The sequence below is a fragment of the Streptomyces sp. KMM 9044 genome, assembly GCF_024701375.2.
Classification (GTDB): Bacteria; Actinomycetota; Actinomycetes; order Streptomycetales; family Streptomycetaceae; genus Streptomyces.
The window spans coordinates 819,859-845,178 of record NZ_CP113910.1 but is presented as its reverse complement, the minus strand read 5'-3'; the positions used below and the strand labels follow the sequence as shown (position 1 = coordinate 845,178).

17 protein-coding genes and 2 pseudogenes are annotated in these 25,320 nt (G+C 70.3%); 11 read left to right on the top strand and 8 right to left on the bottom strand.

Features of this window, described 5'->3' with window-relative positions; translation table 11 throughout:
• The first annotated feature begins 43 nt into the window (after positions 1-43).
• The 5 genes and pseudogenes from HUV60_RS03835 (at position 44) to HUV60_RS03820 (ending at position 5,737) form a co-directional block, all read left to right on the top strand.
• Positions 44-1,618 carry an apiosidase-like domain-containing protein gene (locus HUV60_RS03835; protein WP_257852276.1) on the top strand — a complete coding sequence of 525 codons (1,575 nt, stop codon included), beginning with the start codon at positions 44-46 and terminating at the stop codon, positions 1,616-1,618.
• Between the two features lie 112 nt (positions 1,619-1,730).
• Positions 1,731-1,938: pseudogene (locus HUV60_RS33790) on the top strand (hypothetical protein); the annotation flags it as partial.
• A 450-nt stretch (positions 1,939-2,388) separates the two neighbouring features.
• Positions 2,389-3,270 carry a transketolase gene (locus tag HUV60_RS03830; RefSeq protein WP_257852277.1) on the top strand — a complete coding sequence of 294 codons (882 nt, stop codon included), beginning with the start codon at positions 2,389-2,391 and terminating at the stop codon, positions 3,268-3,270.
• A complete protein-coding gene (locus tag HUV60_RS03825; RefSeq protein WP_257852278.1) occupies positions 3,267-4,232 on the top strand; it encodes a transketolase family protein in 966 nt (321 codons plus the stop codon). Before HUV60_RS03830 ends, HUV60_RS03825 begins: the two co-directional genes overlap by 4 nt.
• Complete coding sequence (locus tag HUV60_RS03820; protein WP_257852279.1) at positions 4,229-5,737, top strand: FGGY-family carbohydrate kinase; 1,509 nt, start codon at positions 4,229-4,231, stop codon at positions 5,735-5,737. The genes HUV60_RS03825 and HUV60_RS03820 overlap by 4 nt, the downstream gene beginning before the upstream one ends.
• A 163-nt stretch (positions 5,738-5,900) precedes the next feature.
• Here HUV60_RS03820 and HUV60_RS03815 read toward each other — a convergent pair whose 3' ends face one another.
• The 8 genes and pseudogenes from HUV60_RS03815 to HUV60_RS03780 form a co-directional block, all read right to left on the bottom strand.
• Positions 5,901-6,869 (bottom strand): sugar-binding transcriptional regulator, encoded by a 969-nt coding sequence (locus tag HUV60_RS03815; RefSeq protein WP_257852280.1) that lies wholly within the window; start codon positions 6,867-6,869, stop codon positions 5,901-5,903.
• Positions 6,870-6,995: 126 nt separating this feature from the next.
• Complete coding sequence (locus tag HUV60_RS03810) at positions 6,996-7,988, bottom strand: D-ribose ABC transporter substrate-binding protein (RefSeq protein WP_257852281.1); 993 nt, start codon at positions 7,986-7,988, stop codon at positions 6,996-6,998.
• Positions 7,989-8,094: 106 nt separating this feature from the next.
• On the bottom strand, positions 8,095-9,228 hold the full coding sequence (locus HUV60_RS03805) for an ABC transporter permease (protein ID WP_062189341.1): 1,134 nt from the start codon (positions 9,226-9,228) through the stop codon (positions 8,095-8,097).
• A complete protein-coding gene (locus HUV60_RS03800; RefSeq protein WP_042164598.1) occupies positions 9,221-10,777 on the bottom strand; it encodes a sugar ABC transporter ATP-binding protein in 1,557 nt (518 codons plus the stop codon). Before HUV60_RS03800 ends, HUV60_RS03805 begins: the two co-directional genes overlap by 8 nt.
• Positions 10,774-11,514 carry a DUF2291 family protein gene (locus HUV60_RS03795; RefSeq protein WP_078878097.1) on the bottom strand — a complete coding sequence of 247 codons (741 nt, stop codon included), beginning with the start codon at positions 11,512-11,514 and terminating at the stop codon, positions 10,774-10,776. The genes HUV60_RS03800 and HUV60_RS03795 overlap by 4 nt, the downstream gene beginning before the upstream one ends.
• A 106-nt stretch (positions 11,515-11,620) precedes the next feature.
• Positions 11,621-12,631, bottom strand: coding sequence for a sugar phosphate isomerase/epimerase family protein (locus tag HUV60_RS03790; RefSeq protein ID WP_257852285.1), 1,011 nt, complete (start codon positions 12,629-12,631; stop codon positions 11,621-11,623).
• 407 nt (positions 12,632-13,038) lie between these two features.
• Entirely contained in the window at positions 13,039-15,498 is a 2,460-nt protein-coding gene (locus tag HUV60_RS03785; protein ID WP_257852287.1) for a nucleoside hydrolase-like domain-containing protein, read from the bottom strand.
• A gap of 994 nt (positions 15,499-16,492) precedes the next feature.
• A pseudogene (locus tag HUV60_RS03780) lies at positions 16,493-16,664 on the bottom strand (Rv2578c family radical SAM protein); the annotation flags it as partial.
• Positions 16,665-16,879: 215 nt separating this feature from the next.
• Here HUV60_RS03780 and HUV60_RS03775 point away from each other — a divergent pair.
• The 6 genes from HUV60_RS03775 (at position 16,880) to HUV60_RS03750 (ending at position 25,317) form a co-directional block, all read left to right on the top strand.
• The gene (locus HUV60_RS03775) at positions 16,880-17,323 is read left to right on the top strand and encodes an SRPBCC family protein (protein ID WP_257852289.1); all 444 of its coding nucleotides are present in this window, start codon (positions 16,880-16,882) and stop codon (positions 17,321-17,323) included.
• A gap of 231 nt (positions 17,324-17,554) precedes the next feature.
• Positions 17,555-20,068: an ATP-binding SpoIIE family protein phosphatase gene (locus tag HUV60_RS03770; protein WP_257852291.1), complete on the top strand. Its 2,514-nt coding sequence runs from the start codon at positions 17,555-17,557 to the stop codon at positions 20,066-20,068.
• 228 nt (positions 20,069-20,296) lie between these two features.
• Positions 20,297-21,022 (top strand): class I SAM-dependent methyltransferase, encoded by a 726-nt coding sequence (locus HUV60_RS03765; RefSeq protein WP_257852292.1) that lies wholly within the window; start codon positions 20,297-20,299, stop codon positions 21,020-21,022.
• Between the two features lie 156 nt (positions 21,023-21,178).
• Positions 21,179-22,012, top strand: coding sequence for a M55 family metallopeptidase (locus tag HUV60_RS03760; RefSeq protein ID WP_042164610.1), 834 nt, complete (start codon positions 21,179-21,181; stop codon positions 22,010-22,012).
• Positions 22,005-23,309 carry a M20/M25/M40 family metallo-hydrolase gene (locus HUV60_RS03755; protein ID WP_257852294.1) on the top strand — a complete coding sequence of 435 codons (1,305 nt, stop codon included), beginning with the start codon at positions 22,005-22,007 and terminating at the stop codon, positions 23,307-23,309. The genes HUV60_RS03760 and HUV60_RS03755 overlap by 8 nt, the downstream gene beginning before the upstream one ends.
• Before the next feature lie 16 nt (positions 23,310-23,325).
• Positions 23,326-25,317 carry a dipeptidyl-peptidase 5 gene (locus tag HUV60_RS03750; protein WP_257853140.1) on the top strand — a complete coding sequence of 664 codons (1,992 nt, stop codon included), beginning with the start codon at positions 23,326-23,328 and terminating at the stop codon, positions 25,315-25,317.
• The last annotated feature ends 3 nt before the right edge of the window (positions 25,318-25,320 follow it).

Genomic DNA, 25,320 nt, shown 5'->3' with positions numbered 1-25,320 from the left:
CCGTCTCAAGGGCACCACCGCCCGGACGACAGGAGCACGGCAGATGACGGAGACACAAGAGGGCTCACGTGGTGAGCGGGTCCACGCCTGGACGCCGGTGGAGATCACCCTGGCCGCGCAGCGGCAGTACGCCCGTCCCTACACGGATGTGGAGGTGTGGGCCGAGTTCACCCATGACTCAGGGGTGGTGGTACGCCGCCCCGGCTTCTGGGACGGGGGGTCCACCTGGCGGTTCCGGTTCGCCGCACCGTTCGCGGGCGGCCGCTGGACCTGGCGCAGCGTCGCCGACCCGGCCGATCCCGGACTCGACGGGCAGCGGGGAGAGCTGACCGTCGCCGACCACTCTGCTGTCGGCAACCGTTTTCACCGGCACGGTTTCTGGCGGATGTCGCCGCAGGGCCGCAGTCTCGTCCACGCCGACGGAACCCCCGCCGTCCTGGTGGGCGACACCGCGTGGGCGCTGCCCTGGCGGGCCACCGAGGAGGCTGTCCGTGTCTACGCCGCCGACCGGCAGGCCAAGGGTTTCAACGCCGTGCTGATGATGAGCGTCCAGCCTGACAGGGACGCACGGGGGCCACGGGACCGCACCGCCGACCACGGTTTCGACGTGGCGTTCGAGGACCTGTCCGAGGGACACCTCAATGAGCTCAACCCCGCGTACTTCCGGTTTCTGGACCGCCTGACGAACATCCTGGCGGAGCACGAACTGGTGCCGGTCTTCCAGCCCGTCTTCCAGGGATGGGGCTGGAAGGGACAACGGGGCGACTCCGGGGCGGTCGTCCCGCCCGGGGAGTACGCGCGCTACTGCCGCTACCTCGTCGCCCGCTACGGTGCCTCGCCGGCGGTCTGGCTGGTCGGAGCGGACGGCTCCGGCAAGGAGCCGCAGGTCGCGGCCGGCGGCGCGGAGATCGGCCGGTGGGACGCGTACCGGCAGCCCTGCGGCATCCACTACGCGCCGTTCTCCGGTAACCGGGCTTGTCAGGAAGCGGACTGGCTGGACTTCCAGTGGTGCCAGACCGGCCATCGCGGCGAGCACGTGCCCGAGCGGCTGACGGACATGTGGCGCAACACGCCCGCCAAAGCCGTGGCGAACGGGGAGCCCACCTACGAGCGTGGAGGCGTACCGGACAAGGCGGTGGGCTGGTGGCAGGGCCACGAGGCATGGAGCAACCTCTGTGCCGGAGGCACCATGGGTGTGGTCTACGGCGCGGGAAGCCTGTGGCAGTGGCGTCTGCACTCCGGGGAACCGGGGCACCACGCGTACTTCCTGGCCAAGGAGGCGGGCTGGCGTGAGGCGCTGGATTTTGAAGGCTCACGGTACGTCGGACTCGTCGGCCGCATTCTCGACGGCCTGCCCACGACGGACATGCGCCCCGACTGGGAGATCTCCAAGTCCCCGCGCGGCCTGCTGAGTCCCGGGGTGCTGTTCATCGCGTACTGCGAGCGCGGAGGCCGTCTGGGCATCAGGGACCTGACGGGCACTCAGGTACCCCGCGCGTACCGTGTGATCGACCCCCGCACGGGCGAGACCACCGGCAGGGGCGTGCGCACCGGCGATATGGATGACATCCCCGACGAGGGCGGTGCTCCGAGGGTCTACATCTGCTACGACGGCTGACTCCGCGGCCCGGCGCCGGACACGACGCCGTTGGTCGGTTCGGGCCTTCGCGTGACGTCGGCTCCCAAGACCTGGTTGTGGTCTTGGGAGCCGACGTCGCCGTATGGGGAGGGTGTCGATGCGGCCGGACGGTGCCTGATGAGGTCCCAGTGGGGACGGTGCGGGTGGCGCGGGCGGCCTTCCCGAAGAGGAGGCCGGCGATCCGAATGCGGGATGAGCTGGGTGTTCTCTTCAGCGATGAGCAGTTCGCAGGCTCGTCTCCGGCCCGGCTCCAGAGATCCCCTGCACCAGACAGTGGGACGCCCTCGTGGGACGAGGCCCCCCGGGGTACCACCTGCACGGACACAGCCTGCGGCGGCGACAGCGGGAGCCACCGACTGCCGTGAGTGAGCCCCTGCGCGGCCGGAAACCCGACATCGGTCAGTAACCCGGGTCCTCGAACTTGACGGGGGTACCGCCGGCCGTCGGCACCTCGGCACGCGCCGACTGCCCGTCGAACGTCCTGGTCGGGCGGCGCTCCGTGGGGCGGCCGAGGCGCGTCGGCCGACGATCACCCCCACCCATTTCGAAGAGTCAGTAACCCCTCATCGTCGACCGGATATGTGGCCGACTCGCGCCACCGGGATCGTGCGGCGGGTCCGGGCGGACGTGGCACGTCGAGCACATGACCGTACACAGGCATGAGAAGGATATGCGTGGTGCCTTGACAAGCCGTGGGGTCGTGACCCAACATCACCCACAGAAACAATTCAAGGCTGAATGGATATTCAATGCTGAGGGCAGACGCCTCCGCCGCGGCGCGGTTCCGCGCTGCACGGCAGGCCATTCGGGACGGCGGACAGGACGAGGTGGCCCGTTCGCTGCAGTCCGTGTCGGCCGACATCCGCAGAAGCATCCTTCGCATGATCGACACGGCACAACTGGGCCACGTCGGGGGCGACATGTCCGTCACGGACATCCTCGTGACCCTGTTCGGCGCCGTGCTGGAGGTCGACCCCGAACAGCCGCAGGCGCCGGACCGCGACCGTTTCATCCTGAGCAAGGGACACTGCGCCGCCGCCCTGTACTCGACTCTGGCCTGGTGCGGCTACTTCCCCGAGTCGGAGCTCCGCTCCTTCATGGCGCCCCTCTCCGCTCTCAACGGCCACCCGGACCGGCGGAAGGTTCCCGGCGTGGAAACCAACACCGGCCCGCTGGGGCACGGTTTTCCAGTGGCGGTGGGCTGCGCGCTCGCCGCGCGACTGCGCGGTTCCCCCAGCCGCACGGTGGTGGTGCTGGGGGACGGCGAGATGCAGGAGGGCAGCAACTGGGAAGCGGCCATGACGGCCGGGCACCACGGACTGTCCTCGCTGACCGCGATCGTGGACCGCAACCGGCTGCAGCAGGGCGCCCGGACGGAGGAGACCGTCACCCTCGACCCGCTCGATGCGAAGTGGGCGGCCTTCGGCTGGGAAGTCCGCGTGACCGACGGCCACGATCACACGGCGCTGCTGGAGGCCGTGCGGCCCTCCGTCACGGGCAAGCCCGTGGCCGTGGTGGCCAACACCGTCAAGGGCAAGGGAGTGTCGTTCATGGAGGACCGGGTGGAATGGCATCACAAGGTACCCACGTCCGAGCAGATGCGCGCAGCGATCGCGGAGCTGTCCCGGTGACACAGACCTCCGCGCCGGTCGCCGTGCCGACCCACGACTGCCGCCAGGTGTTCGCCGAGGAGCTGATCGCCCTCGCACGGGCGGACGAGCGGGTGGTGGTGGTGTGCAACGACTCGGTCGGCTCCAGCAACCTCGTCGGTTTCCGCGATGAGTTCCCCGATCGGCTGATCAACGTGGGGATCGCCGAACAGGATCTCGTAGGCGTCGGCGCGGGCCTCGCCAACGGCGGCCTGATCCCGTTCGTCTCCGCGGCGGGGCCCTTCCTGACCGGCCGCGCGCTGGAACAGATCAAGGCCGACTGCGCCTACAGCGGGCACAAGGTGATCCTGTGCGGCCAGAGCCCCGGCATGGCCTACGGCGAACTGGGCCCCACCCACCATTCCGTGGAGGACCTGTCGTGGCTGCGGGCGATCGCCGATCTTCCGGTGATCGTCCCGACAGACCGTGAGCAGACCCGGGCGGCGATACGGTGGGCCTATGCCTCGGACGGCCCCTGCTACGTGCGCATCCCCCGCTTCAAGGTCCCGGACGTCCTCCCGGTGGACGCGCCCTTCGAGCCGGGCCGCGCGGTGACCCTGCGCGACGGCGGCGACGTCACCGTGGTAGCGATCGGCACGATGGTCTCCAGGGCGCTGGAGGCCGCCGACACCCTGGGGGCCGAGGGGGTCTCGACCCGGGTGATCAACTGCCCGTTCGTCGATCCGCTCGACGAGGAGGCCATACTCCGCGCCGCGAGGGAGACACGCGGCATCGTGACGGTGGAGGAAGCCACCCTCAGCGGCGGTCTGGGGGCGGCGGTGGCTTCGGTGGTGGGTCAACGGCACCCCGTGCCCCTGCGGTTGCTCGGCGTCAACGGCTTCGCACCCACCGGCGACGCCGCCTTTCTCCTCGACTACTTCGGTCTCACCGCCGACGGCATCCGCATGGCCGTCGTGGACGTACTGGGGTCCGCGGGCGTATGAAGGAAGGGCAATCCCACGAGACCGGGCTGCTTCTGGCGATCGACCAGGGAACCTCCGCCACGAAGGCCCTTCTCCTGGACACCGGGGGTTCCGTGGTCGGCACCGCTTCCGCCCCTGTCCAGGCGTCGCATCCCCGCCCCGGATGGGTGGAGCAGTCCCCGGCCGACATCTGGCGCAGTGTGCGCGGGGCAGTGCGCGTCTGCGTGGAACGCGCCCCCAGGGGGCGGATCGCCGGCGTCGGACTCAGTACCCAGCGTGAGTCGGTGATGATGTGGGAGCGGGCCACCGGGACCCCGGTCGGACCGCTCCTGGGGTGGCAGGACCGCCGTACCGCCGACCGGTGCGGCCGTCTGCTCGACGAAGGCGCCGGGCCACGGGTCCGGGCCGTGACCGGGCTGCCGCTGGACCCCATGTTCAGTGCCCTCAAGGCGCAGTGGCTGCTGGACGCGTACGACCCCGACCGGTCGCGCGGCAGACGCGGCGAACTGTGCCTGGGCACGGTCGACTCCTGGCTGCTGTGGCAGCTCACGGGCGGCGCTGCGCACACCGTCGAAGTGGGCAACGCGGCGCGCACGCAGCTGCTCGACGTACGCAGCCGTCAGTGGGATCCGGACCTGCTCGCTCTGTTCGGGGTCCCCGCACAGGTGCTTCCGGCCGTCACCCCCTCCATCGGCCCCTTCCCGCCGCTGCGTGGCTTCGCGCCCGTAGCGGACGGCACACCGGTCACCGCGGTGCTCGGCGACTCGCACGCCGCCCTGTTCGGACACGGGGTGTTCACACCGGGTCAGGTCAAGGCCACCTACGGCACGGGCTCGTCCATCATGGGACTGGTCGGCGACCCGGCGACGGCCGCGCAGGACGGACGGCTGTGTCTGACCATCGCGTGGGACGACGGCAGCCCCGCCTATGCCGTGGAAGGCAACATCCGCTCCTCCGGCGCCACGCTGAGCTGGCTGGCCCGGCTGGTCGGCCGCACCGAGTCCGAACTCGCCGCGCTCGCCGCCCCGGACGCCGGCGGAGCACATGTGGTGCCCGCGTTCGGCGGACTGGCCGCGCCCTGGTGGGACAACGAGGCGCAGGGCGTCATCAGCGGCCTGTCCTTCGGGACGGACCTTCCGGCGCTGGCCCGCGCGGCGCTGGAGTCCGTAGCCTTCCAGGTCGAGGATGTGATCGCAGCCGTCGAGGAGGTCACCGGTCCCGTCTCGGCGATCCTGGCCGACGGCGGTCCGACCGACAACGCGGCCCTTATGCAGATACAGGCCGACACCTCCCAACGGGTCGTACGGCGCCCCCATGCCCGTGACCTGTCGGCCCTCGGCGCGGCCCACCTCGCCGGGCGCGCTCTCGGGTTGTTCACGGCCGGACAGTCGGCCGGCCTGTACCGCGAGAGCGACATTTACAGCCCGCGGCGTGACCCGGGGGACAACCGCGCGCGCATCGCCGCCTGGCACGACGCCGTCCGGCGCGCACGCGCCCGGCCCGGGGGCGGGGGAGGAGCCGGGTGACCCCTCTGGGCGGCACCGAAGTACAGGGCCCTCCGGGCGGCGGGGCCGGCCGGTGGACCACAGCGGCTGGTCACCGGTCCCGGCACCGGGCACTGCCCAGCGGACGAGCTCCGCCGCGGGCTCTTCCGGCGCGTCGATGCCGCCGCGGCGCCGACGAGGCGGGTCAGCCGCGACTCACCAAGGCGCGCGCGACCTCCATGTCGGTGATCAGGACATTGATCCAGCCGCCGAGCGCCGCACCACGGATCGCGGCGATCTTCTCCCCTCCCCCGGCGACGCCGATGCGCCGGTCCACCTCACGGAGCTGCTCGGGAGAGATGCCGATGATGCGGGCATCGAAGTCGGCGTTGACGGGCCGTCCCCCGGCGTCGAAGAAGCGCGTGCAGACATCGCCGACCGCGCCGAGCGTCTCGAGCTGCCGCTGGTCTTCGGGTGCGATGGCGTTGCCGGAACGGCGCAGCAGCGGGGAGGGATCCAACGCGCCGATACCGACCAGCGCCACGGTGAGCCGGGACCACGCCTTCACCACCGCCGCCACCGCCGGCTCCTGCCACAGCAGGTCGCGCAGTTCCCTGCTGCCCACGAGCGCGGCCGACGGCGCGAACACCGGCCGCGCCCCGGTCAGTTCCGCGAGCCGACTGGTGAGACGTGTGGCGTGCAGCTGCACTTCGGGGCTCCCGGATCCGCCGACGATCTGGACGATCTCCTCGGCGACCGGCGTCGTCTTCGCGCCCATGACGTTCACGGATTCCAGCAGGGTGGCGCTCCACGAGGAGATGCCTATGACATCCCCGCCCTTGAGCGTGGCGTCCAGGTAGGTGGCGGTCGCCGCGGCCAGCGCGGGGATGACGGCCGTGCCCGCGCCGTCGGTGTCGACGACGACGGCGTCCCGGAGCCCGTACTGCTCCACCAGGGCGTCCTCGAGCTCGGAGTGGACACCGTCGGGTGAGATCACGACGGTACGGACCACGTCACGGTCCACCGCTTCCTTCAGCAGGCGCGAGACCCGCGGCTGGGACATGCTCAGCTGCGCCGCGATCTCCGGCTGGCGCATGCCCCGCTCGTGGTACATCCGGGCCACTTTCACCAGCAGCCGCAGATGGTCGGCGCTGGGGGTCGAGGCGAGGACCAACGGATTTCCCTTGTCTTCTCGAACTGCGGCAGTCCGGCACCGCGGTCATCAGCGTGCAGTTTATCCGGGCGGCGGGGGAGGCGGCGCGGGCCCCCGCACCGCGCCGCCTCCCTCGCCGCCGGAGGTCTAGGAGATCTCCGCGAAGTTCTTGATCCGGTCGGCATTCTCCTTCGTCACCAGCACGCAGTCGATCGATTGCTTCTCCGGCTGACCGGTCTTGCCGGTCTTGATGTACTGGTCGGCCTGGACCACCGCCCTCTCGGCTCCCAGAGCGGCCGGCTGGAGGGCGGTGGCGGCCATGTTCCCGGCCTTGATCTGGGCGACGGCATCCGGGCTGCCGTCGAAGCCCACCACGACGACATCGGACTTGCGCGCGGACTTCAGTGCCGCGACCACCCCGAGCGCCATCGTGTCATTTCCAGCGATCACACCCTGGATGTCGGGGTTGCGCTGGATGATCGTCTCCATCTTGCGGAACGCCTCCTGCTGGTCCCAGTTGGCGGTCTGCTGCGCCACCCTCTTCATGTCCGGGTACTGGGAGATGACGTCCGCGAACCCCTTCGACCGGACGCCCGCATTGGTGTCGGACTCCTTTCCGGTGAGTTCGACGTAGTTGCCCTTCTCCTTCATCGCCTTCACGAACTCCTGGGCAGCGATCTGCGCACCCTGCGAGTTGTTCGAGACGATCTGCGCCTTGGCCACACCGGTCTTGTTGATCTCGCGGTCGATCAGAAACACCGGAATGCCCGCATCCGTCGCTTTCTGTACCGCCCCGATCGAAGCGTCGGCACCGGCGTTGTCGAGGATGATGGCAGCCGCCTTGCGGGAGATGGCCGCGTCGATCAGCTCGCTCTGCTTGTTCGGGTCGTCTCCGTGCGAGGCAACGGAAGTCCGGTAGCCCAGGCTTTCCGCCTTCTGCCGCGCGGCGTCACCCTCCGCCTTGAAGAACGGGTTGTCCGGCGAGGGGGTGATGATGGCCATCAGGTTGTTTTTCGCCTCGCCCTCCGCCTGCGGCTTGTCCGCACTGTCGGATGAGCCGCAGGCGGACAGCGTCAGAGCCAGCACACTGAACAGTGCGGCGGCGGTCGTGCGGAAGGCGGGTGTTCTGAGAGGGGACACGGGGACCTCCTGTGGGTTTGTCCAGAGCGAGGCGAACGGTCCCGAAGCGGGATACGTGCCTCGCCCGGCTGGGTAGGACAGCCGGCCGTGGTGGCCGGATGCAGGTTCAGGTGCCGGAGCCGACCTTGACCGGTTCGTTTCCGGACGGCTCGACGGCGACGGCTGCCGCGGAGGCCGCGACGCCGCGCTTCTTGAAGCGCTGCTGGCTCTGGTCGAGAATGACCGCGACGATGATCACGGCGCCCTTGATCAGGGTCTGCCAGAAGGTGGAGACACCCACGATCACCAGACCGTCGGCGAGGAAGCCGATGACGAACGCGCCGACGAGGGTGCCGCGGACGGTGCCGCGGCCTCCGGTCAGCGCGGCTCCGCCGATGACGACGGCCGCGATGGCGTTCAGTTCGAAACTCTCACCGGCCTGCGGGGCCGCCGATGTCAGCTCCGAGGCGATGATCACGCCGGCCAGGGCGGCGAACGCTCCCGCGACCATGTAGGCGGTCGTCTTCACGCGCCGCACCGGGACGCCGGTCAGTTCCGCGGCGCGCTCGTTGCCTCCGGTGGCGTAGAGCCAGCGCCCGTACGGCGTCGAGCGCAGTACGACCGCCACCAGGGCGGCGAGGACAATCATGATCCACACGGGGACCGGCAGCCAGAGGGGGCGGCCGGAGCCGATCCATCCGAAGCCGGTGTTGTGCGTCCCTGGGTCGCCCCCGAGATCCGGGTACGTCGTACCGCCGGATATCAGAAGAGCGGCACCACGGGCCACGTACATCATGCCGAGCGTGGCGATGAAGGGGGCAACGTTCATCCGGGTGACCAGGAGACCGTTCACCAGGCCCACCAGAGTGCCCGCCGCCATGCACAGGACCACCACGGCCCACACCTGCGGGTAGGCGACGAAGTCCCCGATACCGACGCCCCTGAGCAGTTCGCCCGCGATGACTCCGGACAGTCCGACGGTGGAGCCGACCGACAGATCGATGCCGCCCTTGAGGATGACGAGCAGCATGCCCAGGGCCAGGACAGCGTTGATGGACACGTGCTTGGTCATCGTGATCACGTTGTCGGCGGTGAGGAAGGAGTCGGAGAGCAGACTGAAGACGAGGATGAGGACGCCCAGGGCGATGAACGCGCGCAGTTCGAAGACCGAGTCGAGTGCCTTCATCCGCCTGGCCTGCACGGCGGCTCGGCGACGTTGAGCCTCGATGGCCGCGTGGTCGTCTGTCGGGGTGTCAGTCATCGCTTGCCTTTTCCGTGGTGTCGGCACCGTCGGCGAGACTCATCAGCCGGTCGCGGGTCACCTCGCCGGCGCGCAGGTCGGCCACCAGCCGGCCGCGCACCAGGACGAGGAGGCGGTCGGGGATGTGCAGCGCCTCTTCTGCCTCGGACGTGGTGAACAGGACGGCCAGGCCGCGCTCGGCCTGCCGTGACATCAGTGCGAAGACGTCCGCCTTCGCGCCGACGTCGACTCCGCGTGACGGTTCGTCGAGCAGCAGCACCCGGGGGCCGGTCATCAGCATCTTGCCGATGACCACCTTCTGCTGGTTGCCACCGCTCAGCGAGCCGATGGGGGCGTCGGGCCCGGATGTCTTGACGGTCACGTCAGCGATCATGGAATCGATGCCGGAACGTTCCTCGCGGCGGTCGACCACCAGTCGTCGCACGAACCCGGTCAGCGCGGCCAGGGACAGGTTCTGCCCCACGGTCATGGTCTGCACGAGGCCGTCACGCTGGCGGTCCTCCGGCACGAGGGCCAGTCCCGCGCGGATGCGGCCGCGCACCGGGCCAGTCACCGGCCTGCCGTGCAGACGCGCCGTGCCCGAGGCGGCCGGGATGCGGCCGGCCAGGCATTCCAGGAGTTCGGTACGGCCGCTGCCCATCAGGCCGAAGATGCCGACCGTCTCGCCCGCGCGCACGCTGAACGAGACCTGGTCCACGGCGAGCCGGTCCGGGCTCCCCGGGTCGGCGACGGAGAGTTCCAGAGCCTCCAGCGCCACCGCACCGGTATGCGTCCCGCGGCCGGGGAACAGCCCTTCCTGCTCGCGGCCGACCATCGTGCGGACCACCCAGGCCAGGTCCACGTCCTCGGCCCGGGCGGTGGCCACCATGGAGCCGTCCCGCAGAACGGCCACGTCGTCGGCGATGTCGAGGGCTTCCTCCAGATGGTGAGAGATGTAGACGACGGCGACCCCCTGTGCCGTCAGGTCACGGATGACCTTGAACAGGACCTCGACCTCGGGAGTGCTCAGGGCCGAGGTCGGCTCGTCCATGATCAGGACCCGGGCGTTCTGCAGCAGCGCCCGGGCGATCTCGACCAGCTGCTGCTGTCCCAGGCGGAGTTCCCCGACCCGCGTGGCCGGGTCGATCGTGCCGTCCAAGCGCCGCAGCACTTTCCGGGCCAGATCCCGCTGCCCCCCGTTGTCGACGAGTCCGCGCCGGGTGCGTTCCCGTCCCAGGAAGAGGTTGTCCTCGATACTCAGGTTCGCGCACAGGCTCAATTCCTGGTGAATGATCGAGATGCCCCGGTCGGCGGCGTCCCGGGCGCTGCCGAACCGGACCACTGAACCGTCGAGCTCGATCAGCCCGGTGGTCGGCGGCTCGACGGCGCTGAGGATCTTCATCAGCGTGGACTTACCCGCCCCGTTCTCTCCGAACAGAACCGTGACGCGGCCGGGGGCGACGTCCAGGGACACCCCCCTGAGGGCGTGGGTGCCGCCGTAGACCTTGGTGATCTCGACCGCCCGCAGCACCGGCTCGTCATGTGCGTCCACGGCAGCGGGCGGCGTCATGACGACGCCTCGACAGACACGGGGGTCACGGTCAGGACATCGCCGGTCAGCGGCGTCATCGCACCCACGACCGTGATCTTCTGGCCGTCCAGCGAACCGGGCCGGAGACCGGCCAGTACCTCGCTCTTCAGCTGGTTGTTCAGTGCGGTACCCGCATCCGCGTATTCCACCTGGTTGGTGAACTGGCCGAATGTGATGAAGCCTGTCGCATCCCGCAGGGCGGCGCCGTTGACGGCGGGTCCGACCTGGACACTGACACGGGCCTTCCCGGTTCCCGGCACCGTGACGGGGAGCAGGCCGCCGCGCACCGCGCCGGCGGTTCCGGTCAGCCTGACGGCGTAGCTGTACGGGCCGGTTCCCTCACGCGTGCCGTAGCGGGCCCCTGCGGCGTCGCTGTCGGCGGCGATCGCACGCTGCAGCGTGACGATGTCGACCGCGCGCTTCTCGATGGCCGACACGGCCTTGGGGTAGGTGGCGGCCCCGTACTCCTCCGCGTCGAACTTCGCCGGCCCTCCGGCGGCGGATGAGTCTGCCGAACGGTATGTGGTCGTGGCCGCGATCGCTGTGACCAGCAGCACGAGCGCGATGAGGCTGCCGCGGCCGAGTGTGAGCCATCGGCCGCGCCCGGCGTTCCGGCCGTCATGCGAATCCTGGACAGTTATCACGACAACCCTCTTGTTCTCGCGTACGCCGACCCATGGATGCGGCCGGTGGTGAATCCCTGTTGCAGTGCGCATTGCCGTGCGAACCGCAGTCGCCGCCTCGATCGGTAACTGGTCCGGCGACCCCACTCCCGGAGCCCCTGCTGGGCTCCGGGCCCGTCCCGCTCAGCCCGCGTGCCGGTCAGGCGGTTTCACTCTCGGCCAGCGCGCGGTACAGGGCCCGCTTGGCGATGCTCTGAGCGGCGAGGGCGTCCTGGCGTGACTGCGCGGAGGCCAGTTCCTCGTGGTCGAGATAGGTCAGTGCCCGGTGGAAGGCCCGCATGGTGCGGATGCCGGTCCGGGCCGCCTCCACGGGGTCCTCCCGGAACGGGAATTGGTCGAGCTGCCAGACTCCGTCCCAGTTCGCGTCCCGGAGAGCGAAGAAGAACTCGAAGGTCTCCAGCAGGTGCACCGAACCGACGACCATGTCATCGTCCCAGCCGCGGAAGTTGTCGTTCACGTCGATCGCGAACAGCTTGTCCCGCCTGATGGCCATGCGCGCGGCCTCGGCCGGTGTTTCACCGCCGTACAGGGAGTGGCCGAAGTCCAGCAGGACCCCGACGTTGTCCGCATCCATGTCCTCGATCGCCAGCAGTGTGCGGGCGAGGGAGGAGAACACCATCCGGTTGCGCGGCTCCCGGGGCTTGTACTCGATGGCGAACCGCATGTCCGGGAACTGCTGGGCGAGCTCCCGTACAGCGCCGACCGACTTGTCCCACAGATCCGTGTAGTCCGCCTGGAACGGGTAGTCGTAGCCGTCCTGGCCGGGCCACAGCTTGACGTAGTCGACGCCCAGCTCCCGGCCCACCTCGGCGCTCGCGGCGACCAGCTCGATGGCGTCGCGCCGGACCGCGGGGTCGGGGTGGGTGAACCCGCCCCTGGCGAACTTTCCGGTGTAGATCTCGGGCGTCACCGCGATCGCGCTCAGCCCTTCCCGCGCCAAGGCCGCCCTTACCTCTGCCGTGGAGATGCCTCCCGGGGGAAACGGCCAGTTCAGGTCGACGACGGAGAGGTTCCCGACCCTGCCGGCGAGTTCGATCGCGTCGAGCACCGTTCGCGGTTCGCCGTACCCGTCGGTGGCGTACCGGTCCACGTAGGTGGCGAAGTGCCAGATCCCTGCACCGTAGGTGGGCTCAGCCGAGTCACTCTGCATTTTTATGCGCCACCGATCAGACATGCGGCGATGTTAAGTGGGGGTGACAGAGGTGTCAATCACTCCGGCAGCGGAACCTGTGCGGCCGGTCTGCATCAGCACGCCGTGTGGTGCGGCGAAGCCGGACCGGTACCTCCCGGATGCAGATTCCCACGGTGTCCCCACCGTGGGAACCCCTTGCTTCCGGCAGGTGAAAACGCCTGGAGGCGCTGCCTCAGGACAGCGCCTCCAGGGGTGTGCCGCAACGCTGCCGGCACATCGTGATCACACCGCGATCGGTGTCAGTTCACGTTGATGACCACGCGACGGTAGGCAGGTGAAAACGCCTGGAGGCGCTGCCTCAGGACAGCGCCTCCAGGGGTGTGCCGCAACGCTGCCGGCACATCGTGATCACACCGCGATCGGTGTCAGTTCACGTTGATGACCACGCGACGGTAGGAATAGAGGTTGGGGGATCCGTTGTCGCGCAGTGTCAGGACTATGTGGAGGGTCTTGCCGCCGGCATTGGAGGGGACGTGCACCGTCGGAGCCGCGGACGTGCTGTTCTCGATGGTGACAGCGCCATTGTGCGAGCTGGGCTCATCGTAGAAACTCCACGAGTACGCCAGCGCATTACGATCGGGATCGCTCGAACCGGCCGCGCTGAGACTGACCCGGGAGCCGGCCATGGCGGAGATCTCCAGGACCTCCTTGGTCGTGTCACCTTCGACCACGGCGACCGGGTGGTGATTCGCACCGGAATAGCTTCCGGAGGTGGCCCAGTCCATCCGGGCGGCGAAGTCGTTGTGAATGCCGGAGCTCCAGCGGTTTATCGAACTGCCGCCCTCCGAGGCGTCGCTGTACATGCGGTAGGGGTCGAAGGACGGCTCATTGCCGAGCCTGCCACTGCATGACATGCCTCGCACACCGGCCTTTTCCCCGGGGTCGAGACGGCCGCCCCAACTGCCCCAGTCCACATGTTCGGTGTCGGTGAGGCCGTTGGGCATCTGGTACAGGAAAGCCGGGGTGTCCCCTTCGGTCGCGTATTTCCGGTCGGGGTACTGGGCGCCCAGCGGGCCGTGGTTCTGGACGTTCGAATCCAGCCAGCTGTCGGAGGGCTGCCAGCTGTAGACCATGTCCTTCGCACGGATGTAGAGCAGATCAGGGAAGTTCTTCGTCATCCACGCGCCGGCGTCGTCCTGGCCCAGGATGTCGTACACCCGCAGCTTGCTCACGAACCGGTCCACCTCGGCGGGGGACCGCGTGTTCTTCACCTTCCACAGTGCCTGCGCCAGCGTGTTGCCGCCGCCCCAGACGTTGACCCAGACCGGGCGCGGATCATCCCTGTCCACCGCCGCAATGATCAGTGCCGAACCGGCGCTGTCCTTGCCGGCACCCACGTCGGCCATGCCGTAGCCGGCCTGACCGAGCTTCGAGACGGACTGCAGGTACGCGAGGCTCGGGTAACCCTCCGCGTGCTTCTGGAGATTGCTGAGCACTTGGCCGTACGCGTTGAGCCTGGGGTTCAGCAAGTTGGCCATGTTGCTTGCGCTCTGGGTGGGCTTCCAGCAACTGGTCGTCCCGATCAGACCCTCGAGATCGACCTCATTGGAGGTCACCAGCATGCGGACCAGGGACTGCAGGTCGTCGGGGTCGGCGCCGAGGTCGGTCATGTTGATCACCCGCGGCTTGGCCGTGGCTGCGGCCGTCCGTACGGTGACTGTCCTGGCCAGGGTGTTGGTACGGTCGCTGTCGTCGGTGACGGTGACCGCGACGGTGTAGGTGCCCTCGGCGTCGTACTCATGGGTGGCGACCTTGCCGGTAGCGGTGGTGCCGTCGCCGAAGTCGATGTGGTGGCTGGTGATCGTGCCGTCCGGGTCGAAGGAGGCCGACGCGTCGACGGTGACCGTGTCACCGGGTTTCGGGTTCCTCGGCGTCACGGTGAAGGAGGCAACCGGATCGCCGGGGTTCTCCACCGGGGTCACCTTGATCGCATTGACCTTGGCGTTCTCGACGTTGGACACGAACTGCAGGTTGAGGGTCCCGTCGCCGACCGTGACGTCGGTCCGGGTCGCGTACGCGGTATTGGATCCGGCCTCGGCGTAGATGTCGAGGTCACTGATCTGCTCCTCGCCCTCCATCAGCACGTCGAAGCTCCTCGCCCCGGCCGCGGTGTGGTACACCTCGGCGAAGTAGAGCGTCACCGCGTAGTGCCCGTTGTCGACCGGGGCCGCGTACGTGAAATCGCCGTAGCGTTCACTCTGGAACAGCGTGTCGTCAGTGGTCCCGGCGATCGCGACGTCCTTGGAGTACGTCGATCCACCCGAGAAGCCGGTGTCCGCGGCGTAAGCGGTTCCGTCCGAGCCGGTGAACGCACCGCCACCCGGGTTCACCGCCCACACCGCCCCTCCCGGCGGAGGCGAAAGCGTCCCGGCGAACTGCAGCCAGTCGACGTTCACGTTGCCGCCGACGAAGACCAGCCTCACATCTTTGACACCGCTCTGCTTCGGCAGCGTCAGCGACTTGGTCTGGTAGGCGTTGTAGCCCCCCGTGTTGCCCACGGTCAGAGTGCCGACGTTCGCCCCGCCCACCCACACCTGGATCTCCGTGTCGCCGCCGCCGTTGGCGACGCTCAACCGGACCTCGTCCGTGGCCGCGTGCAGGTCCACACTGTCGTACTGCACCCAGGCATTGGCCTTGACGTGACACAGGGCCCCGCCGCACACCTGGAGCGAACCACCGGAACTGTCGTGGCCCTCCGCCTCGATCCGAGCCCAGCCGTCGCTGCCCGCAGCGGACGCCGACGGGGCGCCCAACGACAGGAGCAGCACCGTTGCGAGCAAGCCGGCGCATAAGGCCAGCAAGCGCTCATGCATCGTTCTGGACATACACTCACTCCTTTCCCTTGTGTCGCGTTTACGTGTACTCCGAAGGGCACGCCCGACGTGAAGATCCGCGCGCGGCCGACCGACACCGCCCCGCCACCCGCCACCGCGAACCCCGGAGATGGAACCCCTCATCACGGGCCACACCCGAGAGCCTCGGCCGGCTACGCCGACCGTCACGGGCTGAATGAATATTCAGAATCGCTTAAATGTGCACTCCTGAATCAGATGTACTGGACGGGTAGGGGAGCGTCAACCCCGCGTAACCGCCCAGGGGTCGAGAGAAGACTCGATTCCGCGCAGGGCCGACGCGCCCACTGCTGGCGAAACCGGGCCCCGCAGGGCTGACCCCGGGGGCCGTCGCCCGCGAGGGCGGACCTGCCGTCGCCGAGGCGGAGGCCGTCTTTGAGGTTCCCCTGCCGGCCGGGCAGCTTCATACCGGGACGGATGATCCCGGAGGAAACGGGTACGTCGCCCCGCTCGAAACGAGATCCCTGCTCAGGCGGAACCTCGTCCCGGCAGCGTAAACACCCGCTGTCCAGTTCGCGGGGAACTTCAGCGCGGCGGTGTCCACGTGGAACCAGCGCCGTGACGATCGCCCGGCTCTACCTCGGAGACGAGGGGTGACGTGGCGTTCGGCTCGTTGGGCGGTCCGACGACGGCCGGATCACAGGCTTCATTCGGCCGGCACGTCGCGTGCGGAGGTGTCCTGGGCGACTGGCGCGTTCCTCGAGGTGTGGCTGCTGCTGCGTCGGTCACGGGCGCTTCGCTGTGCGGTCGCGCAGCAGCAGCCACTGACTCGCGTCGGTGCCGCCTGAGCGCGCTGCCGGTCCATGCAGCAGCACGGCGTAAGCCGTCCTCTCCGCCTTGCTCGGGGCGGCATGCTGGCCTGGCGCCTCCGGGGTCGGGAATGACCTCGTCATGCCTTTCCAGGCCTTGTCCGCGTTCGGAGTGCTGAGCATCGGCCCTCCCGGGCTCAATAGGGTCATGAAGTGACGTACACGCACGCGTGTGTGCATCCCCGGTAGGGGCTCACGGTCCACTCGAAGGGCGTGCGGGGCCCCGGGCGCCCGGTTGAGGACCGGGCGGGCCCGGATCTCGTGGAAGGTGATTCCGGCGAACTCCGGCGTGTCGAAGGTGCGGGTGGTCACCGCCTCCGCGCCGAACAGCGCGGCTGTGTCCGGAGTCCGGGTTGAGGTTCTCCCCGCGCATGACGCCTCCTCGGTAGCACTGGTCCACACAATAGAACAAATATTCCCTTGGTTGTGCGAACGGCAGTTTCGGTCGCACTCCCGATCACTTCCGGACCCCCGATTTGGGGGGCCGGGCGAGGGGGTGGTTGGCTTGCCCCGCCCCCCGAGAACCCATGTCCTGGAGGAAAGCGATGGCGCAGGTCGAGGCCACTACGGAGCGGATCGTCGCGGCGGACGCGGAGACGGTGTTCGACGCCCTCGCCGACTACAGCGGCACGCGCGCGAAGCTGATGCCCGAGCAGTACAGCGAGTACGAGGTCCGCGAGGGCGGCGACGGCGAGGGCAGCCTCGTCCACTGGAAGCTCCAGGCCACCAGCAAGCGCGTCCGTGACTGCCTCCTGGAGGTCACCGAGCCGAGCGACGGCGAACTGGTCGAGAAGGACCGCAACTCGTCCATGGTCACCACCTGGCGCGTCACCCCGGCCGGGGAGGGGAGGTCCCGGGTCGTCGTGACCACCACCTGGACCGGCGCGGGGGGCATCGGCGGCTTCTTCGAGAAGACTTTCGCCCCCAAGGGGCTCGCCCGCATCCACGACGCGCTGCTGGCCAGGCTCGCCGTCGAGGTCGAGAAGTAGGGCGGTGCGGTGAGGGGAGGGGGCCGGCGGTGCCGTGAGGCGGCCGGCCCCCTCACGGCGTGGGTCACGCGAGGTGGGGGGAATCCGGAACGGACATCCGTGCGGTGGAGCGCACTCCGGTGCGAACATCGGCGGTCAATTCACGTATTGCCACCCATCGCGACAAGCCGTGCCCGTACGGTGGTGGAGCGGTACAGATCTTGGGATCCGTGGGGAGAGAGGGTCTGGGCCATGGACCATGGCACCAAGCGGGACGCGCCGGCCGGCCATGGAGCCGAGGACGGCACGGCGGCCGGGGGCTTCGGTGCCGGCCGGATCCCGCTGGCTGTCGTCGTCGTGGACCGCGTCGGGCTGGTCTCGCACTGGAGTACGGGCGCGCGGCGCCTGTTCGGGCTCCCGAAGGAGGACGCCCTCGGCCGGCCGGCCGTCGATCTGCTGCCGGTCTCCGGCGCCCTCCCCGAGGACGAGGGGGAACGGGGAGCCGGGTGGCACGGCGCGTACACGTCGTACGCGGACCACGACGGTCTCGGCCCCGGTCTCGAATCCTTCCTCGACCGGGGCCTTTCCTATCCGGCCGCGGGCCGTGCCCGCCTCACCGCCCCTGCCCCCGAGTCCGCCGCCGAGCCCGGGGCCGACCGCGTCGACGTGCTGTGGTGGGCCTACCCGCTGGTCGGTCCCGGCAGCGAGCGGCTGCTGGTGCTCGCCGCCGACGCGGACGCGCTGCAGGGCGACGGGGCAGAGGCGTTCGAGCGGGTCGCCCCCGGATTCGCCCTGCACACCGACTTCCCCGGCTCAGCGGACCTGGCCCGCCGGCTCCCCGAGATCCTGCCCAGCATGAGCGTCGGGGAGAGTGCCCGCATCGTCGCCCAGATTCTTGAACTGGGTTATCCCATAATGGAGTTCAGCCAGAGCGAGCAGGTTCCCGTCACCCCCGACTGGGGTGTGCCCCGCCGTGCCGGGCGCGAGGCGCGCCGGGAACGGGCCGCCCGCGCCCGCGCGGCCGGCGAACCCGTGCCCGACGACCTGCGCGACGAGGCCGAGGACCTCGAGTACGCAGCCGTCCGCGAGCACCTGGAGTTCCTCAACGAGGTCAGCTCCCGGATCGGCACCTCCCTGGACCTCTCCCGCACCGTCGTCGAGGTCGGCAAGGCCGTCGTACCCCGCTTCACCGACGTCGCCGGCACCTATCTGCGCGAACAGGTCGTCGCCGGTGAGGGCTTCGACGCGGGTGTGCCCGACACCACCACCATGTGGCACCGGGTCGCCCTCGAGCACACCGACGAGCCCGGCCGCTGGGACGACGTCGTGCCCGTCGGCGAGGCCATGCCCTTCCCGGCCCACACCCCGTTCTTCCGGTGCATGACCACCGGTGAGCCCGTGCTCGTGCCGCGCATCAGCGAACAGATGGGGCATGCCGTCGCCTCGCAGTTCGAAAAGCGTGACATCCGCCCGCTGATCACCGGCCGTTCGATGCTCGTCGTGCCGCTGAAGGCGCGTCAGGTGGTCCTCGGCTTCATGATTCTGCTGCGCCACCCGAGCCGGCAGGCCTTCAACGACATGGACCGCGTCACCGGCGCCGAACTCGCCGCCCGCGCGGGCCTGGTGCTCGACAACGCGCGCATGTACACCTATCAGGAGAACGTCGCCGAGACGCTCCAGGACAGCATGCTCCCGCGCATCCCGCCGCGCATGGCGGGCTGCGACATCGCCACCCGCTATCTGCCGGGCACGCTGCTCGGCCGGGTCGGCGGCGACTGGTTCGACTCGGTGAAACTGCCCGGCGCCCGAACCGCCTTCGTCGTCGGCGACGTCATGGGCCACGGCCTCAACTCCGCCGCTATGATGGGGCAGTTACGTACCGCAGTGCAGACCATGGCGGGGCTCGACCTGCCTCCCGCGCAGTTGCTGCGCAACCTCGACGACCTCGCCCAGCGACTCGGCGACACCCACCTGGCGACCTGCCTGTACGCCGTCTACGACCCCATCGCGAGCGAACTCCGCCTCGCCAACGCCGGCCACATCCCGCCCGTCCTGGTCCGTGCGGCGGACGGCCGCAGCGAACTGCTGGACCTGCCCACCGGCGCCCCGATCGGCGTCGGCGGCGTGCCGTTCGAGTCCGTGCGCGTGCGGGTGGAGCCGGGGGACCGGCTGGTGATGTGCACCGACGGACTGGTCGAGATGCGCGGCGAGGACATCGGTGTCGGCCTCGCCGCCCTGTGCGAGTCGGCGGCCCACCCGGCCGCGTCCATGGACGACGCCTGCGACACCATCATCCGCGCCCTCGCTGCGACATTTTCAGAAGCGGGGGGCGGCGGCCGCAAGGACGACGTGGCCCTGCTGATGGTACGCCTGAGCGGCATCGAGCAGGGCCACGTAGCCGAGTGGCGGCTCGTCCCCGACCCGTCGGAGGTCCCCCGGGCCCGCGCCATGGTCCGTGAACAACTCCACGAGTGGGGCCTGGCGAAGCAGGCCGACAACGCCGAACTGATGGTCGGTGAACTTGTCACCAACGCCGTGCGGCATGCCCACGCCCGGCCCGTGGCGCTGCGCCTGGTCCGCGGCGACACCCTGCTGTGCGAGGTCGAGGACGACGACCACGAACTGCCCACCCTCCTCAGCGCCGGACCGACGGACGAGGCCGGCCGCGGGCTGCGGGTGGTCAGCAGGCTCGCACGGGAGTGGGGCACCAGCCGGACCGGGTCCGGCAAGAGCGTCTGGTTCGAACTGACGCTGCCACGCCGTTGATCCGGCACACTCCCCGTCTCGCACCTCGACTTTCCGGCCTCACCGCTCACCCGACGCGAGCGGGTCCATGCGACGCGAACAAGGGCGCACTCGAGACGAACGGGGCTCACCCGAGGCGAACGAGGCGTGAAAGAACGCGCCGTGTCCTTGTCGGGGCGCCCCGGCGCGCGATACACCGTACTGGCCCGCCACACGGGCGGATTCGCTTCACACCCTGGGGAGTTGGGCATGAGCGTGACCAGTCGGTACCGGGAGGCGTGGGAGGGCTTCTGGCGCGAGGCGCCGGACGGGCAGGGGAGAGTGCTCTGGGACGCGGAACCCACCCTGACCGTGGCCCGCCACCTGGCCCTGTTCGAACCGTATCTGCCCGATGCCGGTCTGCCTCTGGTCGACCTGGGCTGCGGCAACGGCACCCAGACCCGCTTCCTCGCGGACCGCTTCCCGCATGTCGTCGGCGCCGACCTGTCCGCCGCCGCCCTGGACCACGCCCGGCGTGCCGATGCGGCCGGCCGGGCCGCCTACCGGCAACTGGACGCCGCGGGCAAGGGCGAGGCGCAGGACCTGCACGCGGAACTCGGCGACGTCAACGTCTATGTGCGGGGCGTGCTGCACCAGTGCGAGGCCGACGACCGGCAGTCCCTGGCGGACGGCGTCGCCACCCTGATCGGCGACCGCGGCCGTGCGTTCCTCGTCGAGCCCTCCGAGGCAGCCGGGCCGTTGCTGCAGAGCCTCACGGCATCGCCCGCCGGGCCGCCGCCCAAGGTGGTGGCGGTCTTCCGGCACGGCATAGCCCCCGTCAAGGTGGCCGACGACGCTGTGCCGGAGTTCCTGGCCGCGGCCGGGCTGACCCTGCTGGCGAGCGGCACCGCGCCCCTCACCACGACGGAGTACGCGCCCGACGGCTCCCGTATCGAACTGCCGTCCGCCTGGTATGTGACCGGGCGCGCCGGATGACCCGGGGCGCGGCACAGGGCATGCAGGCGTAGGCGCTGGAGACACAAGGGCCGGTGGGAGGCGGTTCCGTGCGTTCTGTACCGTCATTGGTCCGGGCCGGTGGGAGTTTTCCACAGGTCTGGCAGAGCTTTGGCGGCACGACGTAGCGTGAGGCGCATGAAGATCCTCATCAGCGCCGACATGGAGGGCGCCACCGGTGTCACCTGGCCGGCCGACGTGCTGCCGGGCACCCCTCAGTGGGAGCGCTGCCGGTCCATGTTCACCTCCGATGTCGACGCCGCCGTGCGCGGTTTCTTCGACGGCGGTGCCGACGAGGTGCTGATCAACGAGGCGCACTGGAGCATGCGCAATCTCCTGCTGGAGCGGCTCGACGAGCGGGCCGAGATGCTCACCGGGAGGCACAAGTCCCTGTCCATGGTCGAAGGCGTGCAGCACGGAGACGTGGACGGCATCGCGTTCGTCGGCTACCACGCGGGCGCCGGCATGGAGGGCGTCCTCGCCCACACCTTCCTCGCCAACTCCGTCACCGGCGTGTGGCTGAACGGCGAACGGGCGAGCGAGGGCCTGCTCAACGCGGCCGTCGTCGCCGAGTACGGAGTGCCGGTCGTCCTGGTGACCGGTGACGACGTGGCCTGCGAGGACGCACTCGGCTACGCGCCCGGGGCGCTGAAGGTCGCGGTCAAGGACCACGTGTCGCGGTACGCGGCCGTGTGCCGGACGCCCGCCCGGACGGCCTCCGACATCCGCGCGGCGGCCAAGGACGCCGCCGCGCTCGCGGTGCGCCACGAGCCGGTGGCCAAGAGCCCCTTCACCGTCGTGGTGGAGTTCGACGCAGAGCATCTGGCCATGGCCGCCACCGTCGTGCCGGGCGTGGCCCGGACCGGCGAGCGGAAAGTGGCGTACACCAGCGGAACCATGTACGACGGGATCCGCACCTTCAAGGCGGTCACCACGATCGCCTCGGCCGCGGTGGAGGAGCAGTATGGCTGACGAACGCGCCCTGGACGAGGTCGTGACCTTCACATCCGACCTCATCAGGATCGACACCACGAACCGGGGCGGCGGTGACTGCCGGGAGCGGCCCGCCGCAGAGTACGCGGCGGAGCGGCTGGCCGGAGCGGGCCTGGAACCGGTGCTGCTCGAGCGCATCCCCGGCCGGACCAACGTCGTCGCGCGCCTCGCGGGCACCGACCCGACGGCCGACGCGCTCCTCGTCCACGGCCACCTCGACGTCGTACCGGCCGAGGCCGCCGACTGGAGCGTGCACCCGTTCTCCGGCGAGGTGCGCGACGGGGTGGTCTGGGGGCGCGGCGCCGTCGACATGAAGAACATGGACGCGATGGTCCTCGCCGTGGTGCGGGCCTGGGCCCGCCAGGGAGTGCGGCCCCGGCGCGACATCGTGATCGCCTTCACCGCCGACGAGGAGGCCAGCGCCGAGGACGGCTCCGGCTTCCTCGCCGACCGGCACCCGCAACTCTTCGAGGGCTGCACCGAGGGCGTCAGCGAGTCGGGCGCCTACACCGTCCACGACGGCGCCGGCCGGCAGCTCTATCCGATCGCCTCCGGGGAGCGCGGCACGGCCTGGCTCAGGCTCACCGCGCGCGGGCGGGCGGGCCACGGCTCCAAGGTCAACCGGGACAACGCGGTGACCCGCCTCGCCGCCGCCGTCACCCGCATCGGCGAGCACGAGTGGCCGCTGCGCCTCACCCCGACCGTCCGCGCGGCACTCACCGAACTCGCCGATCTCTACGGCGTCGACCCCGACCTGTCCGACGTGGACACGCTGCTCACCAAGCTGGGCCCGGCCGCGAAACTCGTCGAGCACACGGTCCGCAACAGCAGCAACCCGACGATGCTGGACGCCGGCTACAAGGTCAACGTGATCCCCGGCCAGGCCGAGGCGTACATCGACGGGCGGATCCTGCCCGGTGGCGAGGACGACTTCCACGCCACCCTGGACCGGCTCACCGGGCCCGACGTGGACTGGGAGTTCCACCACCGCGAGCCGGCCCTCCAGTCGCCGGTGGACTCGACGACGTTCGCCCGGATGCGGGCCGCCGTGCGGGAGTTCGCACCCGAGGGGCACCCCGTGCCGTACTGCATGTCCGGTGGCACGGACGCCAAGCAGTTCTCCCGCCTCGGCATCACCGGCTACGGCTTCGCCCCGCTGAAGCTGCCGGAGGGCTTCGACTACCAGGCCCTCTTCCACGGGGTCGACGAGCGCGTCCCCGTCGAGGCGCTCCACTTCGGCGTCCGTGTCCTCGACCGGTTCCTGCGGACGGCCTGAGCGGATGGGGGAGCGCATGGAGGAGACGGTGCGGACCCTGCCGTACGGCGAGTGGCCCTCGCCCGTCGACGCGGCCACGGCCGCGGCACACGACGGAAGCCCCGAGTACGTGGGGTTCGTGGGGGACGAGGTGTGGTGGACCGAGCCCCGGCCCGCCGAGGGCGGCCGTCGTACCCTGGTGCGCCGGCACTCCGACGGCGCCGAGGAGTCCGTCCTGCCCGCCCCGTGGAACGTGCGCAGCCGGGTCGTCGAGTACGGCGGACGGCCCTGGGCCGGGTTCGTGCGGGACGACGACCCGCTCGTGGTGTTCGTCGACTTCACCGACCAGCGCCTCTACCGGTACGAACCGGGCGGCGAGCCGCGTCCGCTGACCCCCGTCTCCCCGGTGGGGCAGGGGCTGCGCTGGGCCGAGCCGACCCTGCTGCCGGACCGCGGCGAGGTGTGGTGCGTCCTGGAGGAGTTCACCGGCGACGGACCCGGTGACGTGCGCCGCGTCCTGGCCGCCGTACCCCTCGACGGCTCGGCCGCCGACGACCGCGGGGCCGTGCGTGAACTCACCGACGACCGGCACCGGTTCGTCACCGGGCCACGCCTCGCGCCCGACGGGCGGCTCGTCGCCTGGCTGGCCTGGGACCATCCCCACATGCCCTGGGACGGCACCGAACTCCGCCTCGCCGACGTCGCCCCCGACGGCACCCTGCACGACGCCCGCACCGTGGCCGGCGGCCCCGGGGAGTCGGTCGCCCAGGCCGACTGGACGCACGACGGCCGGCTGCTCCACTCGAGTGACCGCACCGGCTGGTGGAACCTCTACCTCGACGGCGAACCCGTCTGCCCGCGCGAGGAGGAGTTCGGCGGGCCGCTGTGGAAGCCGGGCTCGCGCTGGTTCACCCCGCTGGGCAGCGGCCTGATCGCCGTCGTGCACGGCCGGGGCGCCGCCACGCTCGGCATACTCGACCCGCAGACGGGCGACGTCGCCGACACGGCGGGGCCCTGGACCGAGTTCTCGCCCACGCTCGCGGCCCACGGTGAGCGCGTCGTCGCGGTCGGAGCGAGCCCGCGCAGTGCCCACGAGGTCGTCGAGCTGGACACCCGCACCGGCAGGACCCGGGTGATCGGTGCCCCGCACGAGGACGCCGTGGACCCCGCCCACTACCCCGAACCCCGGGTCCGCACCTTCACCGGACCCGACGGACGCGAGATCCACGCCCAGGTGTACCCGCCGCGCAACCCCGGCTGCTCCGGGCCCGACGGCGAGCTGCCGCCGTACGTGATCCGGGCGCACGGCGGGCCCACCGGCCGGGCGCCGCTCGTCCTCGACCTCGAGATCGCCTACTTCACCTCGCGCGGCATCGGCGTCGCCGAGGTCGACTACGGCGGCTCCACCGGCTACGGGCGTGCCTACCGCGACCGGCTGCGCGAGCGGTGGGGCGTCGTCGACGTCGAGGACTGCGCCGCCGTCGCGAGTGCCCTCGCCGACGAGGGCACCGCCGACCGCGACCGGCTCGCCGTCCGCGGCGGCAGCGCCGGCGGCTGGACCACGGCCGTCTCCCTCACCACGACCGACCTCTACGCCTGCGGCACCATCCTCTACCCGGTGCTCGACCTGGCCGGCTGGGGCCCGGAGGAGACCCACGACTTCGAGTCCCACTACCTCGAGAGCCTCATCGGCCCGCGCGCCGAGGTCCCCGGGCGGTACGCCGAACGCTCGCCCGCAGCGTACGCCGACCGGCTCACCGTGCCGTTTCTGCTCCTCCAGGGTCTGGACGACCGCATCTGCCCTCCCGTGCAGTGCGAGCGGTTCCTGGCCCGGCTGGAGGGCAAGGGGGTGCCGTACGCGTACCTCAGTTTCGAGGGAGAGGGGCACGGCTTCCGGCGCGCGGAGACCATGGTGCGCGCACTGGAGGCCGAACTGTCCTTGTACGCACAGGTGTTCGGACTCGAGGTGTCGGACCTGCCGGTTCTGGAGCTGACCGGATCAGCCGGATCAGCCGGGGCGGACCGGTGAACC